This is a genomic window from Gardnerella washingtoni (genome assembly GCF_049262705.1).
Taxonomy (GTDB): domain Bacteria; phylum Actinomycetota; class Actinomycetes; order Actinomycetales; family Bifidobacteriaceae; genus Bifidobacterium; species Bifidobacterium vaginale_D.
On sequence record NZ_CP058398.1, the window covers coordinates 1,254,736 to 1,273,492 of the forward strand.

At 43.6% G+C, this 18,757-nt stretch carries 16 protein-coding genes and 1 tRNA gene; 2 read left to right on the plus strand and 15 right to left on the minus strand.

Annotated elements, in window-relative coordinates; all coding sequences use genetic code 11:
- From pstA to HXT28_RS04920, 15 genes are all read right to left on the minus strand, one after another.
- Complete coding sequence (pstA, locus tag HXT28_RS04850) at positions 1 to 1,047, minus strand: phosphate ABC transporter permease PstA (RefSeq protein ID WP_016636748.1); 1,047 nt, start codon at positions 1,045 to 1,047, stop codon at positions 1 to 3.
- Positions 1,048 to 1,995 carry a phosphate ABC transporter permease subunit PstC gene (gene pstC / locus HXT28_RS04855; protein ID WP_032814648.1) on the minus strand — a complete coding sequence of 316 codons (948 nt, stop codon included), beginning with the start codon at positions 1,993 to 1,995 and terminating at the stop codon, positions 1,048 to 1,050. It lies immediately after the preceding gene.
- 119 nt (positions 1,996 to 2,114) lie between these two features.
- Entirely contained in the window at positions 2,115 to 3,404 is a 1,290-nt protein-coding gene (gene pstS, locus HXT28_RS04860) for a phosphate ABC transporter substrate-binding protein PstS (protein WP_422113336.1), read from the minus strand.
- A 169-nt stretch (positions 3,405 to 3,573) separates the two neighbouring features.
- Positions 3,574 to 4,284, minus strand: a complete 711-nt coding sequence (mtnN, locus tag HXT28_RS04865; protein ID WP_016636745.1) for a 5'-methylthioadenosine/S-adenosylhomocysteine nucleosidase — start codon at positions 4,282 to 4,284, stop codon at positions 3,574 to 3,576.
- On the minus strand, positions 4,277 to 4,765 hold the full coding sequence (locus HXT28_RS04870; RefSeq protein ID WP_016636744.1) for a hypothetical protein: 489 nt from the start codon (positions 4,763 to 4,765) through the stop codon (positions 4,277 to 4,279). The genes mtnN and HXT28_RS04870 overlap by 8 nt, the downstream gene beginning before the upstream one ends.
- A gap of 111 nt (positions 4,766 to 4,876) precedes the next feature.
- Positions 4,877 to 6,064, minus strand: coding sequence for a 3-deoxy-7-phosphoheptulonate synthase (locus tag HXT28_RS04875; protein ID WP_016636743.1), 1,188 nt, complete (start codon positions 6,062 to 6,064; stop codon positions 4,877 to 4,879).
- A 24-nt stretch (positions 6,065 to 6,088) separates the two neighbouring features.
- Positions 6,089 to 7,237 (minus strand): 3-deoxy-7-phosphoheptulonate synthase, encoded by a 1,149-nt coding sequence (locus HXT28_RS04880; RefSeq protein WP_016636742.1) that lies wholly within the window; start codon positions 7,235 to 7,237, stop codon positions 6,089 to 6,091.
- 247 nt (positions 7,238 to 7,484) lie between these two features.
- On the minus strand, positions 7,485 to 8,819 hold the full coding sequence (locus HXT28_RS04885; RefSeq protein ID WP_032814653.1) for a C1 family peptidase: 1,335 nt from the start codon (positions 8,817 to 8,819) through the stop codon (positions 7,485 to 7,487).
- 134 nt (positions 8,820 to 8,953) lie between these two features.
- Positions 8,954 to 10,345: a hypothetical protein gene (locus HXT28_RS04890; protein ID WP_016636739.1), complete on the minus strand. Its 1,392-nt coding sequence runs from the start codon at positions 10,343 to 10,345 to the stop codon at positions 8,954 to 8,956.
- A gap of 150 nt (positions 10,346 to 10,495) precedes the next feature.
- A complete protein-coding gene (locus HXT28_RS04895; protein WP_016636737.1) occupies positions 10,496 to 11,173 on the minus strand; it encodes a pyroglutamyl-peptidase I in 678 nt (225 codons plus the stop codon).
- Between the two features lie 54 nt (positions 11,174 to 11,227).
- A complete protein-coding gene (locus HXT28_RS04900; protein ID WP_064346873.1) occupies positions 11,228 to 12,193 on the minus strand; it encodes a polyphenol oxidase family protein in 966 nt (321 codons plus the stop codon).
- 11 nt (positions 12,194 to 12,204) lie between these two features.
- Positions 12,205 to 13,068 carry an aldo/keto reductase gene (locus HXT28_RS04905; protein WP_016636735.1) on the minus strand — a complete coding sequence of 288 codons (864 nt, stop codon included), beginning with the start codon at positions 13,066 to 13,068 and terminating at the stop codon, positions 12,205 to 12,207.
- A 247-nt stretch (positions 13,069 to 13,315) separates the two neighbouring features.
- Entirely contained in the window at positions 13,316 to 16,021 is a 2,706-nt protein-coding gene (locus HXT28_RS04910; protein WP_064346868.1) for a polyribonucleotide nucleotidyltransferase, read from the minus strand.
- A gap of 361 nt (positions 16,022 to 16,382) precedes the next feature.
- Entirely contained in the window at positions 16,383 to 16,652 is a 270-nt protein-coding gene (gene rpsO, locus HXT28_RS04915; RefSeq protein WP_004109774.1) for a 30S ribosomal protein S15, read from the minus strand.
- A gap of 142 nt (positions 16,653 to 16,794) precedes the next feature.
- Positions 16,795 to 17,592, minus strand: a complete 798-nt coding sequence (locus HXT28_RS04920; RefSeq protein ID WP_016636758.1) for a hypothetical protein — start codon at positions 17,590 to 17,592, stop codon at positions 16,795 to 16,797.
- Between the two features lie 225 nt (positions 17,593 to 17,817).
- Between HXT28_RS04920 and HXT28_RS04925 the strand changes: the two genes are divergently transcribed.
- Positions 17,818 to 18,537 carry a DedA family protein gene (locus tag HXT28_RS04925; protein WP_032814793.1) on the plus strand — a complete coding sequence of 240 codons (720 nt, stop codon included), beginning with the start codon at positions 17,818 to 17,820 and terminating at the stop codon, positions 18,535 to 18,537.
- A 126-nt stretch (positions 18,538 to 18,663) separates the two neighbouring features.
- A tRNA-Ala gene (locus HXT28_RS04930) sits at positions 18,664 to 18,736 on the plus strand.
- The last annotated feature ends 21 nt before the right edge of the window (positions 18,737 to 18,757 follow it).

The following is an 18,757-nucleotide window of genomic DNA, read 5'->3' on the forward strand; positions in this document are numbered from 1 at the left end:
TTACTTCGACTTCACCGCAAATATGCGAGCCACCACGCGTCCAATAATATTTAGCAACAGCACCACCACAATCAGCGTCAAAGCGGCAGCCCAAGCGCGCTCCATTGGAATTGTTGTAACGCAAGAAGCCGGCGCATTAGCTGGGCAATTTGCTGAAAGTTTAGAATATTCTTGATAAACATAAACCGGCAAAGTCGTCATTTGCCCGTCGAATAAGTTGAAATTCGTGGAAGCAATAAAGCCTGAAGCCATAAGCAATGGCGCAGTTTCGCCAATAACGCGCGCAACTGCAAGAATACAGCCAGACACAATTCCCGGAAGAGCAGTTCTCAAAACAATTTTCGTAATCATACGCTGCTTTGTTACACCCAAAGCTAAAGCAGCTTCGCGCAAATCGTTCGGCACAATTTTTAGCATTTCTTGAGAAGACTTTACAACAGTTGGCAACATCAGTAACGAAAGTGCTACCGATCCTTCAAAACCGTTAATAGTTCCAGGACCTGCAAGAAGAGCAAACATAGAAAATGCAAACAAACCAGCAACAATTGACGGTATACCGCTCATAACATCCACAAGCAGATTAATTATGCGCGAAATTTTGTTTCCTCGAGCATACTCAACCAAATACACTGCACACATGAGACCAATTGGAATCGAAATAAGCATAGCTCCAAGAGTTACTTCAAGAGTTCCAATAATGGCATGCAAAATACCGCCGTAACCGCCCGTGCCAGTGGCTGCGCCGCCAACTACGTACGTCATATTATGCGTTAAAAAGTCAAGATTTAAGCGCTTAATGCCGTTCATAATTGTTGTTAAAAGCAATGAAACTAAAGGAATAACCGCCACTATAAACGACAAGAAAATCAGCACGCGCATAAGCATGTCCTTGCGTTTGCGTGCGGCTATAGAAGATCTGGTTGGACGGAATTTATTGAAGTCAATAACCGGAGCTGCGGAATTTTCAGCGGAAGTATTTTCAATAGAAACACTTTCTGCAGAAGCACTTTCACTAAGCTTTTCAATATTATTAATTTGATTTGCCATTTATGCGCCCGCCTTTCCTGTAATTTTGCGAGCAATAAAGTTGACTGCAAAAGAAATAACGAACAAAACTAAGCCGGTTGCAATAAGCGCACTTACGCCAAGACCATTCGCTTCCGGATATTGCGCTGCAATATTTGCGGCAATAGTTTGATTTTGAGAAGCTTTGAAAATATTGATACCAAAAGTAAATCCAGGAGACAAAATCATCAAAACTGCCATTGTTTCGCCAAGTGCACGACCCAACCCAAGCATAGAAGCTGACACAATACCAGACTTTGCAAACGGCAAAACAGCTAACTTAATCATCTCCCACTTCGTAGCACCCAAAGCCAACGCACCCTCCTGCTGCAAGCGAGGAGCCTGCTGGAAAATATCGCGAGCCATCGAAGTAATAATCGGCAAAATCATAACAGCCAAAACTAAGCTAACTGTTGCAGCACTTCTGGAAGGATTTGCTACAGGGCCAGCAAACAACGGAATCCAGCCAAAAACTTTAGAAACCCAATCCCAAAATGGATATATTGCTGGCACTAGAACCAATCCGCCCCACAAACCATAAATTACGGACGGAATTGCAGCAAGCAAATCAACCACTCCACTTAAAAGCGGAACAATTTTTTTAGGAGCATAATACGCAATAAACAGCGCAATACCAATTGCCACAAAAAATGCGAACAGCAGTGCGAGCGCAGACATAAGCACAGTCCCAAAAATAAGAGGAGCTACGTAGCTTATGAAATCATGTGCCTTACCACCAGTAAAGTCGGAAAATACGCGATTTACTTGCGCGTGACTCCCGCTTATGAGCGGCCACGCGCGAAACAGCAGAAATACCGCGACTGCAGTAAGCACTAACAAAATCAGCATGCCACAGCTTGCAGCCACGCCTTTAAAAAGACGATCCGCAATATGAGTACCTGCATAATTTTTGCTATTACTCTCAGAAATTTCAGCAGCTTCGTTTGCTCTATTCGCAACTGCTGTCGCATTTTTCGTAGAACTCAATCATGCTCCTTTTAACTAATATTTTTATAATATCAGTTACGAAAAGTTTTTACTTTTTATTTTTACTTTCCGATTTTTATTGTATTAATTGACTTGTTAATTTTGCTAACCAAATTTTGCGGAAGTGGAGCCGTTCCAGCAGCAGAAGAAGCAGCATTCTGGCCTTCGCTACTCGTTACGTAGCTCAGCCAAGACTTCACAAACTGCGCAGTTGAAGCATCCTTATAAACCGAGCAAGAAATATCGTAAGAAACTAGCACGATCGGATAAGCGCCCTTAGTTTGCGTATTATGATTAATTTTCATAACAACGCGGTTAGGATACTTTGCCGAGATATCAGAATCAATTTCGGAATCAGCCAAAGTTTGCGAAGCCGCTTCAGGAGAAATCTCATTATAAGTATCCCCCACCTTCACAGCAACAGTGCCAAGCTTTCCAACTTGAGAAAAATCAGCGTAACCAATAGCACCGTCAGCCATGCGAACCGTTGACACAACACCGGAAGTGCCTTTCGCACCTTGACCGACGCTATTTGGCCAGTTTTCAGAAAGATTGTGCGACCAATCATCTGGAGCTGCATCCTTCACATAGCTTAAGAAGTTCTGCGTCGTACCAGACTTATCGGAACGGTGAACAACTGTAATCGCCTTATCTGGAAGCTTTAGCTTTGGATTTTGCTCTTTAATTGCATCGTCATTCCAGCGCGTAATTTTGCCGTCGAAGATTTTGGCGATTGTAGAAGCGTCCATATTTATGTGTTTTCCAGCATCCGAAACGCCTTTTAGATTAAAGATTACAGCAATTGGAGATACGTATACTGGAACGTCGAAAGCTGTAGTGCCATTTGCGCAAACCGACTTTGACTTTTCTATCTCGTCGTCACTTAGCGATTTATCGGATCCAGCCCATGCTGTGGCTCCCGTCATAAATGTTGTAACTCCTGCGCCTGAGCCAGTCGGATTATAGGCGATTTTACTGCCAGGATTTTTAGATTGGAATCCTGCAATCCATGCCTCTACTGCAACCTGCTGCGAAGAAGCGCCAGAGCCTTGGAAATTGCCGGAAATTTTTGCATTCTGCGCACCAGTTGCGTTGGAATTATCAGCAGGAACGTTGTCGCCGCAAGCAGCGCAAGTTGCGCACAAGCCGAAGGTAAGCGCTGCCGCAGCAATAGTGCGGAACTTAAGTACGCTTTTATTTGATTTTGTTGTAGTTATTTTGGTTGCATTCAATTTGTTTATATTTAACTTACTCATATCGTTACGCATATTCTTCTTTCCTTTCATGAAGAACTGCCTTGCGCCCCACCACACTTTCGCGTTCCTATAGCCGTATTTGCGAATTGGGCGCATTCTTTTAATTAATCCCTATCTTTTTTTTATTAACGCAACCATCATAAATAGGTGGGTTAAACCGCACCGGCAAAAATAAAGTGGGTATCAAAAATGGCGGTATTTGAAGCTAGCGATTGCACGACTTAAGTAAAATGAAAGTCGGCGACCGTCTCAGCGTGTCGAAATGTCACAAATTACGAAGAATATTTACCGTAATTTTTGCAGCCGTGTCCGCATATTCAGAAATATCAAAAGTATGAAAATCCTCGTATTTTGTGTCCGCATTATCGCTCATTGCGCGCACAACTAAAGCAGGAACGTCGTTACGAGCAGCAACATGCAAGACTGCTGCTCCTTCCATTTCTACAGCATCCGCTTGAGTAGCTGCAATTACTTCCGCAACTTTTTCTGGCGAATCAACAAAATAGCCGCCGGACGCAATAGTGCCAGCAATATGCGTAATTTTCATATCGGTAAGCACTTTGCTAGCTACTTTAAGCAAGTAATCATCCGAATGAAATTCGCTTGCAAACGGCTTCCATTGACCGATTAAGCGCATATCAGTATCGAGATATTTTACAGTTTTTCCAAGAACAACATCGTTCGTATGCAAATTTTTATTAAGATTTCCTGCAATTCCAGAAAAAATTACGACTTGAGGATGGTATGCGTCAATAAGATATTGCACAGTTGCAGCAGCATTTACCAGACCCATTCCGCCAACCGTAGCTGCAACTTCAATTTCGCTGCCATTCGCCGAGTCAAGAGTGCCGCAAGATACATCAAGACTTGCAGACTTATCGTGAGTCACATTCTCAAGCGCGCTAGCAATATGAGCAACTTCCTCATCCAAAGCGCCAACAACAGCAACTTTAGTAATTTTCTCAGTATTAGACATGAGCAGAATCATCCTTTTTTACTTCGCTACTTACGCATTTATCGTTATTCTTAACCAAAAACACGCATACTAAAGTCATAATAACAAAAGTTAAAGTAGCAATCTTCAGCAATGCGCCGCACTGAAAATCAAACCACGGATTCGTAATAGGAACATTGAAAAACGCAATAATTTGATCTTGCAAAGCAAGAAAAGCGAAAAATCCAGCTATAAGAAGCACACAAACTAAAGTACCAACAATGCGACGCCATCCGCGAGCAAAAATAAGCAAAACGATTCCAGTTACAAACGGCATAAAAACGCTAAACCAAAATGCAGAATCCGTCACAAGCGTATACCCAGCACTGTGAGTGCCACGATACCACGCAAAAGCAAGCAGAATAACACCAGTTGCAATCAAAGCGAACAACACATATTTCACAATCGGAAACGCTTTACATGCAAAACCTTTATTCGCTTTATTCAAGTCTTTGTTATACATTTCAACACACTCCCTTGTACGCAAAATATAGTGCAAAAATAAACGGCAAATACAGTAAGAAATATAAGCCAAGTAGAAGTAAATTAAGATTATCTTACTATAATCTATAATCTATAATCTATAATCTCTACGGCGTGTTGCAACAGATTTAGCTAAAGTTCTTAGCAAATCGGCAGTATCTTCCCAAGAAATACAACGATCCGTAATAGACTTGCCGTATTCAAGCTCGCTAAGAGGAGCAGGATCTTGATTGCCGCCCTGCAAGAAGCTTTCCATCATAACGCCCTTAATGCCCTGCTCGCCAGCAGCCAAACGATCCGCAATCTCGCGCACAACCTCAATCTGACGATGCTCATCCTTGCCAGAATTACCATGCGAACAATCCACAACAACGCCGTTAGAAGCCACACAACCAGTGCCCAAACGCAAACGAATTGAAGCCACAGCAGAAGCAACCGACGCAGCATCATAATTCGGACCCTTACTAGAACCACGCAAAACCACATGGCAATCCGGGTTACCAAGAGTCTGCACAGCACAAGCGCGACCAAGATGATCAATACCAAAGAACGTATGGTGCTGGCTCGCAGCCAAGCAACCATTCACAGCCGCAGAAATCGAACCATCAGTAGCATTCTTAAAACCAACCGGCATAGAAAGACCACTAGCAAGCTGACGATGAATCTGAGACTCGGTATTACGTGCACCAATCGCACCCCAACTCACAGCATCAGCAATAAACTGAGGGCTAGTCGGCTCCAAAAACTCAGTAGCAGCAGCCAAACCAGCATCCAATACGTCAAGCAAAGTCTTACGCGCGAGTAACAAACCCTTATGAATATCATGCGTTCCGTCAATATCCGGGTCGTTAATCAAACCCTTCCAACCAAGAGCCGTGCGTGGCTTTTCAAAATACACGCGCATAACAATAAGAAGCTCACTTTCAAGCTCAGCACGCAACTTAGCTAAACGACTCGCATAATCAAGAGCAGCCTTAGGATCATGCACAGAACACGGGCCAACAATAACAAGAAGACGATCATCGTCACCATTTAAACAGCCACGAATCTCATCGCGCGACTCAGCAACAATATCCTGCGCATACGGCGACAACGGCAACTCGCCAAGCACCTGAGCAGGAGTTGGAAGCGGCTCAAGCTCAAGCACGCGGCGGTTGATAATGCAATCAACGCCAACCTGATCTTCCCAACGCTTGAATTTAGAAGAATTAAGCTGATTTTTTTCGGCCTCAACAGCACGACGTACAGACTGAGCATCTTTTTGATCTTGAGCTTGCATAAAACCCACCCAATTCTAAATAAATTACGCTAAATTACGCCTAGACGTAACAGCTTGAGCTAAAGTATACAACAATTCTTTAGTAGAATTCCAAGAAATGCAAGAATCAGTTATAGATTTTCCGTACTCAAGCTCGCTTAAAGGAGCAGGAGCTTGATGCCCACCCTTTAAGAAGCTTTCCATCATAACACCATAGACTCCACGCTCGCCCTTAGCTATGCGCTCTGCAATATTCTGAACTACTTGAGCTTCACGAATTTCATTCTTGCCGCAATTTCCGTGAGCAGCGTCAATAATAATGCCCCTAGTGCACATACTTTGCTGGGCATGTTTATCGTAAGAATCAAGAGCTTGCAACGCAGATTTTACAGATTCTGCATCATAATTAGGGCCTTTATTAGATCCACGCAACACAATATGGCAATCGAGATTACCTTTTGTTTCGGCAGAAATAACACTACCGTCAAGATTAATAGAAAGAAAATGATGCTCAAAACTAGCCGTGTAACAAGAATCAGCTGCTGCTTTAATAGAACCATCCGTAGCATTCTTAAAGCCAACAGGCATAGAAAGACCACTGGCAAGCTCGCGATGCACTTGAGATTCAGTATTGCGAGCGCCGATTGCACCCCAACTAACTAAATCGCATAAATACTGCGGAGTAATAGGATCAAGCCATTCCGTAGCGGTAGGCAGACCAAGCTGCAAAACATCCAAAAGAATTGAACGAGCTAAACCCATACCTTTTCGAATATTAAACCTGCCGTCTAAATCAGGATCGTTAATTAAGCCCTTCCAGCCAACAGTTGTGCGCGGCTTTTCGAAGTAAACGCGCATCACAATCATCAGCTGATCGCTTAAATCTTTAGCAACTTCAGATAATTTTTGAGCATATTCATGAGCCGCCTTTGGGTCGTGAATAGAGCAAGGACCTACAATTACGAGCAAACGATCGCTTGTGCCGTGCAAAATATCGCGAATTTCTTGGCGAGATTTTAACACTAAAGAACTAATTTCAGGAGCAATTGGCATTGTTTGTATAAATTCGCGAGGAGCTGGAATAGGATCAAGCTGACGAATATTCACATCTACTGTTTCCGGAAACACAGCACTACTATCTAGCTGCAAAGTAGCGCAAGATGCGTTATTACTAGTGTTATGAATACTCTCCATCCGTATTAATCCTCTTACAGTAGCAATACGAGCAATATCTACTAATTACAAACAAATGTTTATGCTTCTAAACATATTCACAGTATCATATGGAGATACCTGTGGGAATTATTACATTTGATGTGGTCGGTGCTTGCATCTTTATTCAAGATGCAAGCACCGCCGCGCTCACGCGAAAAGCACACTGTGCTTTTCGCAATAGTGAGCGCGGCGCTTTGGAGTAGCTTAAGCACCCAATGCGCTTAAGCTAGGCTAAAGCGCCCATTGGATCCCACGCCGGTAATACGATTGCTGGTTCTTCCAGTGCTTTGCGATATTCTTCCGGAAGCAGATTCTTCGGCACTGCAACCTCATACACATACTCAGTAAACCAATCGTCGCTCATCGTAAAGTAACCCTTATCCGCAATATCCGTGCCCCAAGAGTTCTCCACACGCCAACGACGAGTAGTTGTACCATCATCAGCAACATCCACGCCAGCAAAAGCCATAGCATGATTCATTGCAGAATCAGCAAAACGCACGCGCTCTTCCTTATCCAAATCAAAATCAACGCCATACACGCGACCATACTCGAACAAATCTGTAGCCCAAGCTCCATTCTCGCGATCCATCATAGGGTGGCAGTCAGCACCAAACCATACTGGAATGCCTTGCTCAACCAAAATCTTACGCACACAATCCTTCATAAACTGGTTTGGCACGTTCAAATACTCGGTTGCATCTCCGCCGGCAACATTACCCAAATGCTCAATAGCAATCTTCTTACCCTTAGGATGCTCAGCGCGAGGATCGTCAACCAAGCACACATAATCCTCAAGACCAGCGTTCACGTACTTCTTCCAGAACTCAACTGGCGTAATCTCACCATCACGATGGAACTTGCCGTCGCTATCAGTCCACTCCCAATCGAAGCTCTTAGGCGGCTCACCCAAGTGAATTGTCAAAATCCTGTGGCCTGCAGCAGTAGCTTTTGCAATAATCTCATCAATTTCAGTAGCATTAGCATACATATGAGCTACAGCAGTGTGTAAAAGTGCACGCAACTGCGTATTCATAGCACCAGTATTCTTAGAAGAAGCGGTTTCTGGGAACAAATCCTTAGGAACCGCACCATACTTCTTGTACACGTTCATAGCCATAGTCCACTGGCCACCATCGCCCATAACATCGTGCAACAAATGTTGAATCAAACGAGAATCCGACGGCTCGCCCGCGCGAACCAAAGCGGCAACATCCTTCAAGAAGTAGTTAATTCGCTCAAGCTTGTCGTAGTACATAGCATAGTTCTGCGAAAACTCAAATTCCTTCAAACCAAGCGACTTTTTGGCAACAAAACGCGCCACATTCAAAGAGCTAAACAGCCAGCAACGACCAGAACGATCCTGATGTGTTGCATCTCCGTTATCAACAATGGTAGAAAAACGACGCTGCAGCAAGCGAGCGCGGTCATAATTACGCGCAACCTTATCAATACCAGCAGCAGTCACACCATTCATAGCTAAACGGTTTAAAGGATTTGCGTCAAAATCTTCTCGCAAACCCTGCAATGCTTCATCAGTCAAAGCGGTGATCTCGGTCACTGTATTACCTTCCATTTCATTATCAATATGTTATTTCAAATACCTACAATATTCGTATGTATGATATTTACGTAAGCTAACCATTTAAAAAGTAAATCAATTCAAAAACGCTTACGTTACTACTCACCATCATACTAATCTTGATCCGCCTCAGCTTCAGCCAAAGCTGCTTGAACGTCTCGCTGAGCTTGCTTAGCGTCTGCAACAGATTGCGCGCCTGTGTCAACATTTGCTTCAGCATCCTGATGATCCTGCTGAGCCTGCTGAGCATCGCCAAAATCAAATCCAGAGAATGCATTAGCAAACAATGAACGCAACTCAGTAACGCGCTGCGTAATAGTCGCCTCACGATGTTGCAACTGGCTTAAACGAGTAGTCATACCATCCAATTCCTGCTGAGCGGCAGATCTACGCTCTTCAACTTGAGCAGTAGCCTCCTGCATAGCCTTGCGCACAATCTCCGCAGCTTGGTCATCAGCTGCTTTATGTGTTTGTGCCGCGTAATCATCAGCTTCTTGATGTACAGTTTTCGCACGCGCAATCAACGCGTTTGCTTCTTCTTGAGCGGCACTTTCCTTTTCTTTCAAACCAGAAAGTAAAGCATCAACCTTCTTCGTTGCTTCTTCTTGTTGCGCCGCAATATCGGCACGAATCTGTTCAACTTCAGCGCTAACCTGACTTAATGTACGTGTGCGCTCAACCTGTGCATCATCAGCAATTTCCTGAGCCTTAGCAGCAGCAGCATCTGTAATTTCACCAGCTTTACGCTGTGCATCAGCCATCATCTTTGATGCGTGCTCGCGCATATCTGCTAATTTTTTATTAGCTTCAGTAAGAGCAGATTCAATTTGATCATTTGTTTCAGCTTTAGCACGAGCAATTTCTTCGTTCGCTGCTGCGCGCTGCTCAGCAATTTTTTGAGCTGCATCCGACTTAAGCTTAGCTATACTACTTTCTTGCTGCGCACGCTCAGAAGCCATGCGTTTAGTATGCTCTTCATGCGCATTCTGCAGTGCTAATTCTGCTGCGTCGCGCTGTGCTTGTACATCTTTCTCAGTAGTATCACGCAAACGTGCCGAATCTTCCTGTGCTGCCTGCATCATTTGTGTTGATTTTTGCGTAGCACTTGAAAGCATAGTATCCGCTTTAGTTTTAGCTTCTTGCATTAAATGAGCTGCATCAAGTTTTGCATTATTAAGCAATGTGCCAGCTTGAGCTTGCGCATTCTTCTTAATAGACGCAGCGTCTTGCTTAGCACGCTCAAGTAATTGCGCACTCGTTTGTTCTGCAGATGCCAATAATTGTTGCGCATTCGCACCTAAAGAAGCAAAAGTATTACCACTTTTAGCACGTTTCACATTATTTTTTTCTTCCTGCAACTGCGCTTGCAATTGCAAAATAGATTCATCACTAGAACGCACTTGCTCGCGCAAACGTGAAATTGTACGTTCATAATTTGCAAAGGCTTCATTTACCTTGTCTTTATCGTACCCACGCAACGCGGTTGGGAATAAATCCGCTACCATAATATTCCTTTCACGAGCCCCCACACAGCACACTATCTGCTGTGTACACACCATCAGCATTAACGCTATCACTTAAGCGCAAAAAACACTCGTGTGTTGCGCACGTTTTTGCTAAGCTCACACAAACATCACAAACTGAAACGCATCGCACTAGTCAAGCAGCATATTTGCAGACGAAGGATGCATATAGTAACGCACTGTTTCACGTACAATATCACGTCCAGCATCAATTTGTTGTTGCAACAGTAAGCCGTGATGACGAGCATCATGCGAACTTACTACCGGCGGAAAACTCACAAATCCAGCAAGAATGCGCTGATTCGATTGCCCAGCAGCCCAATGTAGCAACTGGTAAAACAGTGAATTGCACACATATGTTCCAGCGTCAGAACTTAATGTGGAAGCGATGCCATCATGCGCAAAACATTGCAAAATCGTACGCAGCGGAAGCCTAGTCCAATATGCTGCAGGCTCATTCTCTATTATTGGCATTTTTTGCGGACGATGATTATCCACATCTGGCTTGTTAGCATCAATTACGTTTATTGCACAGCGTTCCAACTGCACTCCACGCGCTGCATGCTTTACACCAGTAGCAATAACAATATTCGCATGTTCACGTTCAATAGTTGCTAATAATTCAGGCCACGCATTCGCAAAACTGATAGGGAGTGTAACAGCAGTAACATTTACATGGACATCCTGAGATGACTGCAACTGAACGCAATATTGAGAATCAGCAAGTGCAGATGGAACTTCATATGAAGGATTAACTTTTAAATCCTCATATGGATTAAATCCTGAAATTACAACGTTAATTTGCTGCATAATACTGTTAACTTTCTGCCGATACTTTCGCACTCCGCTATTTTGAATATCTTGTTACTTATCACGAATTACTAGTGCCAATAGTCTGCCTTCATGCGATTTTCCAGCAAGTTGCGCGCGCCTATGCGAATACCACAGAGGATTTTCCAAAGTGCACATCGGGTTTTGCAATTTTTGCAAACGTTCCAGCAAAGAAGCACCTTCTCCATCTACTTCACAAATTGTGCGCAATTCTTCATCTTCTGCCAGATATTGCGTTGCAGCCGTAACGCGCGGCAAAGCATCAACAATATTGGCAACTCCTGCGAGCGCTAAATCAATGCGCGCAGCTTCAGCAATATCAATACCCAGACCACCAAAACGTGTTTTCGTTACCGTTTGTGGGTAGCGACGTTCAAAATTGCATGCAATTTCTTCGCCAACTTCGTAGCAATCTCCACAAATGCACGGTCCGAGCACCGCAGTTATACGGGAACGTTCAGCTCCCTTTTCACACATGGCTTCAATAGCAGCATCAAGCACACCAGCTACTAATCCTTTTCTGCCACAATGCGCAGCAGCAATCACACTAGCCTCATCATCCGCAAGCAATACTGGTAGACAGTCTGCAGCAAACATTCCTAATGCGAGTGAGCAAACAGTAGTAACTTGCGCATCCGCTTCAATTCGCACAGCAGAATCAGCAAATCCTGTTGCATCAAAACCGTAAGAAGTATTCCATGAATTTACTACACTATCTGCGTCAAATACTTCTCTGCCATGAACTTGAGCAACAAGCGACAAGTCTGCTTGCAAAGCTTTCTGTAAAGCTGCACGATTGCTTGCTACAGCCTCCGCACTATCTTCTGCGCGTCCACCAAGATTAAGCGAAGCGAATGCACCTTCAGAAATACCACCCAATCTAGTAGTAAAAACTGCATGAGTACGAGCGCCTAATGCGATTGGAATAGTTACAGGAATCGGCATACCTTCTTTATCTTCATGTGGTAATGGCATGCCTGTTACGCTTGTTTGTTGCATATTGCTTTCTTTCACCCTAAATACGCCAATTCTTCGTCAGTGAGTTGCAAATCTGAAGCTTGCAAGCTATCCAAAATGGTAGCTGGCCTATGTGCACCAGGTATAACAAATACGTGCTCACCTTTTGCAAGTTCCCAAGCCAAAACTACTTGTTGATAGCTTACGTTATGATTTTCTGCAACTTTGCGGAATGGATCAAACAAGTGATCGTCATAAGGGTGACGGAACCCTCCTAATGGACTCCAGCAAACAAAAGCAATTCCAAGCTTTTCGCAATATTGCAACGTATCTTCGTTTTCTAAATGAACTGGAGAATATTGATTTTGTACTGCTACTAGCTTTTCTCCTAAAATATTGCGCGCAATGTCGATTTGTTCCACAGAAGCGTTAGAAATACCAATCTCTCGAGCTACACCTTCGTCAAGAAGTTGTTGCATTGCTTCAATAGACTCATTGTATGGAACCTCAGGATCTGGCCTGTGGAAGTAAAGAAGATCAATAGTATCGACTCCCAAAACCATTGCCGATTCTTTTGCATGACGAATCAAATGCTCTGGCTTACCATCCTTGCCCCATGTTGGACGACCGTCAGTGAAGTTGCGGAAATGACCGACTTTCGTTGCTACAAGAATAGAAGACTTGTCACCTTTCCAGCTTTCCAAAGCTTCGTGCACAAGCTTTTCTCCAGTTTGTTCTTCACCCCCGGAGCAGTAATACGCCCATGCGGTATCAATATGCGTGCAACCTGCATCAAGAGCTGCATGAATAGTTTCAATACCCATATCATGACCAAGATTATTTTCGATAGTAAGCGGCATTTCACCAAATCCAATAGCTGTTGTATCAAACGAGCCTATTGTGCGATGCATTACCATATTTCCACCCCTATTTTGTAAATCTTATGTTTTAGTAAGTATTTAGTATTGCATTACGCTACTTTACGCAGTAGCAATATATTATTACTTTTATATTTTATTTTATTGCACAGATTGCATAAAACATTTTAAATCACTATCGACAAGAAATGCCTCCAAACGCAAACGCAGCTTGAAGGCATTTCTATAAATATTTATTTTTATTTAGTATTTAATAACAAATTTTGTTTTAATACTATTTACGCAATTAATCCTCATCAAACGGATCAAAATCGCGACGCACACGACGGCGAGGGCGTTCAGTACGCTCTTCGCGTGCTGAACGATATTCATCATAGTGATCATCGTCTGCAGCATAACGCGGATTGCGATCAGAGCCTCGACGACCTTCTGAAATACGACGGCTCGAACGGTCCGCACGCTCATCACGGCTTTCACGAGTATCGCGCTCGTCGCGATCTTCATAATGATCATCACGACGAGAAACACGACGAGGACGATCGTCAAAATCGTTGTCATTGTAACGATCCTCGCGACGAACATTGCGTTCTTCATAACGACTTTCACGATCGCTATAACGATCATCACGGTCGTCACGCATGCGACGACGAGGGCGATCATCTCGATCCGAGCGTTCACGACTATCTCGGTCATCTCGACGAGCGCGACCGCGGTAATCACCACGGCTATCCCTATCATCACGGGAGTTGCGACTACGATTTTCACGACCAGTAGAAGTAGAAGATTCTTGATCTTCAAAACCTGGAATTGCCAAGGAAATCTTGCCACGCTCATCTACGCTTTGGACGATAACTTCAACATTATCGCCTTCCTTAAGCACATCTTCAACAGTGTCAATACGCTCACCATTCGCTAAATTGCGAATCTGAGAAATATGCAACAAACCATCAGTACCAGGTGTTAAATTCACGAAAGCACCAAAACTTGTAGTTTTCACTACCTTACCCGTGAAAGTCTCACCAGCCTTTGGAACGCGAGGATTTGCAATAGAATCAATAATTTCCTTTGCCTTCTGAGCAGCTTCGCCACCTTCGGAAGCAATATAAACAGTACCATCATCTTCAATAGCGATCTCAGCACCAGTTTCTTCTTGAATCTGGTTAATCATCTTGCCCTTAGGACCAATAACTTCGCCAATCTTATCGACAGGAATGGTGGTTGTGATAATGCGTGGAGCAAATGGACTCATCTCTGCAGGGCAATCAATGCACTCGTTAATAACTTCAAGAATAGTTGTACGAGCTTCGTGAGCCTGTTGCAAAGCCGCAGCCAAAATATCTGCTGGAATACCATCGAGCTTAGTGTCAAGCTGCAAAGCAGTAATGAACTCGGAAGTACCAGCAACCTTAAAGTCCATGTCTCCAAATGCATCTTCTGCACCGAGAATATCGGTTAAGGTCTTAAAGATATGCTTACCATCAACATCGCCAGAAACCAAGCCCATAGCAATGCCCGCAACTGGAGCCTTCAAAGGAACGCCTGCTGCAAGCAGGGAAAGCGTAGAAGCGCACACAGAACCCATAGAAGTGGAGCCGTTGGAACCAATAGCCTCAGACACCTGACGAATAGCATATGGGAACTCTTCGCGACTTGGCAATACTGGCACCAAAGCCTTCTCTGCCAAAGCACCGTGACCAATCTCACGACGCTTTGGAGAACCAACGCGACCCGTTTCGCCAGTGGAATATGGAGGCATTTCGTAGTTGTGCATATAGCGCTTAGTCTGTGGACCGGAAAGCGCATCCACCTGCTGCTCCATCTTAAGCATGTTCAAAGTTGTTACGCCCAAAATCTGAGTTTCACCACGCTGGAAAAGTGCAGAACCATGAACACGAGGAACAATATCAACTTCTGCAGAAAGTGTACGAATATCACGCAAACCGCGTCCATCAATACGATAGTCTTCAGTCAAAATACGACGACGCACAATTTGACGCTGTAATTCCTTAAAGGCGTTGCCGAGTTCCTTTTCTTTCTCAGCTTCGTCCATATCAGTGAACTCTTCAGCGATTGTTGCTCGTACATTTTCTTTAATTTCTGCAATACGATCTTGACGAGGAAGTTTTTCAGCAATAGAAAGTGCCTCATTTAAATCAGCATGCGCAATCTCATCAATGCGAGCATAAAGATCATCAGTATACTCTGGGAAGAGCTGGAATTCCTTAGTTTCTTTAGCTGCAATACGCTTCAACTCGTTCTGAGCGTCGCAAATTACCTTAATAAATGGCTTAGCAGCTTCTAAACCACCAGCAACAACTTCCTCATCCGGCTTAGTTTGACCTTCATCGTAAATCAAATTCCAAGCGTTCTTGCCAGCTCCAGCTTCAATCATTGCTATTGCAACATCACCATTGTCAATAACACGACCAGCGACCACAATCTCAAATACAGCGCGCTCACGCTCACTCCAGCGTGGGAAAGCAACCCATTGTCCATCAATGAGAGCTAAACGCACGCCAGAAACCGGACCTTCAAATGGCAAGCCAGAAATCATAGTTGACGCAGACGCAGCATTCAAAGCGATTACATCGTAGGCATCGTCTGGATTAATAGATAAAACTGTTTCCACAACTTGCACTTCGTTACGCAAAGTATGTGGGAATAGTGGTCGCAACGGGCGATCAATAATACGGCATGCAAGCGTCGCTTCGTTAGAAGGACGACCTTCGCGGCGGAAGAAAGATCCTGGAATCTTCCCAGCAGCATACATTTTCTCTTCCACATCAACAGTTAATGGGAAGAAGTCATAATTTTCCTTCGGACTAGATCCTGCGGTCGTTGTCGACAAAATCATGGAATCATCGTCCAAATATGCAGCAACAGCACCGTCAGCTTGTTGTGCAAGACGACCAGTTTCAAAGCGCAACGTACGCTTACCAAATGAACCATTATCAATAACGGCTTCTACAGCCTTAATTTCGGGACCCTCCACGGGTTCCTCCTTTTCTTAACTTACCTAATCAACCAACATGCGTAATAATATTGGCGAATTCGCACCATTACCATCTATGCGAATACTTGCACTCTTTGCAACCCTTGCGTTACGCCAACATTTCGTAGTGTTTTTTGTTTCGGCTACTTCAATCATCCGTATTCAGTTATGCTTCATTTTTCAATTATGTGTTGAATTATGCAGTAATTCTTTTTAGTTATAAATCTTACTTTTTCAGTTATAAATCCTCAATATTGCTTAACGTATCCCCATAATCTTTTACTCGATCAACCCAACTCGCACATACGCAAGTAATACAAAAGCAATACAAAAAGCCCGAGCTTAAGCCCGGGCTACAAGACTATCGGCGCAAGCCGAGTCGCTCAATCAAAGAACGATAACGATTGATATCAACACGCTTCAAGTAATCGAGAAGACGGCGACGATCACCAACCATAAGCAGCAAACCACGACGAGAATGATGATCGTGCTTATGCTCCTTCAAGTGCTCAGTCAGGTCAGCAATACGCTTGCTCAGTAAAGCAACCTGCACTTCTGGGGAACCCGTGTCACCCTCATGCGTCGCGTATTCGTTGATAATATTCTTCTTATCTTCAGCCGTTAATGCCACGGCGTCCTCCTTAATATCACTGCGCGGTGCTATAACCTTCTGCCATAGCGCTCTCGATCCGCGGGCGTTACACGCCGAATTTCTATTGTACAACTACTCGCCAACAACTTATTTTGTTGATCAAAATTTCCCATGCAAAATATCACATTGCTGTCATAAAACCGCCAAAAATCACCACTAGTATCGCCAAAACTTCAACCGCATAAAACATAATAAAAGATGCCCAGCTGCGAGTTAGCACATTTAGACGCGATTTTTTAGGAATAATAACAAGCAAACCAACGAATAATACAGCAAAAACAGCCACAGCAAATCCTGCAGAAATAATACCAAGATTAGCAGCATTTGCTAAGCCAGAAGCCGAACCGTATACAACGTATGTTGAATACCAAAAACTCATACTTAGCATACATAGACCTGCAATAAGCTGCTCCAACGAAAGAAATACCACAAGAACAAAACGCCAAATCCACCGATGCGATTCGATAAGTGCCATCGCAAGACTCGTAAAGGTAGCAACAGTAACCACCCAAGAAAGAAATACTACACCCTGAGCGGATAATCCTGCACAATGTGAGACCACCCATGACGTATACTGAACTGCAAGAGTACGACCAATCCAATATGGAACAACAATTGCAGTGAGCAATACTCCCAAATACACCCACCAGCGCTTAGGATTCGCATGTTTGCGCGAAAAATCAGCAATTGACAACTCTGTTTCTGGTAACTCTGGGCTTAAATATTCGGTAGCAACTATTTTTTCACCAGCGTGGTTATGAGTAGCTGTAGCGCAATTATGAAACTCAGCAGATTTAACTTCATTTTTTGCAACTGGAGTTCTTGCAGAAGTCACCTTCGATACAGCAGCGCGCTTTCTTGTTTTAATCGGTGTAAAGCTTTGAGGACGCTCCGTATTATGTTCATTATTCGACGCCATGAACTACTTCTCCTGCTCATCTTTAGTATTTATCTAATTTCGTAAGTCTTAATTTTGCAGCATTCCAATACCGCTTATCATTGTATGTTATAGCGTGCGCAATCAGTAGTACATACACTATATGCGTCCGTTTATGCCGACTGCTAAGCTCATAGGAAATGCATGCTTGCATGCGATTTTTGCTTACACAGCGGCACAAGACCCGCAAAACTACGACAGGATATCATGGAATTTATTCATTTTATTGTCAACTTACTTAAGGATCCACGCTCCGCTATTGCAAGTTGGATTGCGATGGGTACAGCTCCAGCATTAGGTCTTATTTTTCTCATTATTTTTATTGAAACCGGTGTAGTATTTTTCCCATTCCTTCCAGGCGACTCGTTACTGTTTGCAGCCGGCTTCTTCGCAGCACCGGACGCACAAACAGGACATAGTGCACTACCATTACCACTACTGCTCGCAATAGTATGGCTTGCTCCAATTATTGGCGATCAGTGTAATTATTTCATTGGTCATTTCTTTGGTCGTCGCATCGTAGAATCCGGCAAAGTTAAGGTACTTACGAAAGAGCGAGTTGCTAAAACTGAAGCCATGATTGAAAAATGGGGACCATTAGCCGTATTCCTCGGTCGATTCTTCCCATTTATTCGTACGTTTATGCCGTTTATTTCAGGCGTTTCTGGCATGCGTTGGATTCGATTTACACCATTCTCAATTCTTGGTGGTGTCATATGGTCGTCGCTTTTTACGTTACTTGGATATTTCTTTGGCAATATTCCGTTTGTGCAGAAAAATTTTGAATTAGTAATTGTTGCGATTTTGTTAATTTCTCTCGTTCCAACGTTTATTGGTTTATACAAAGCACATCAAGCAAAGAAAACAAACTGCAACTTACCTAACGACACAAACAACAATGCTCATACTGAAACAACGCAGGAGTAGCATATACACTTTCAAATAATTATTTTGCGACACTCAAGCACACTGCACTTATGAAATATTGTTTTTTTACATGATTTGTAGTACAGTGTGCAGAGTTGTCGTAAGATAGCATGTTGTTAGAACATTGGGGCTATAGCTCAGTTGGTAGAGCGCTTCGTTCGCATCGAAGAGGTCGTGGTTTCGATTACCATTAGCTCCACGGAGCCCACTGCATTCATTC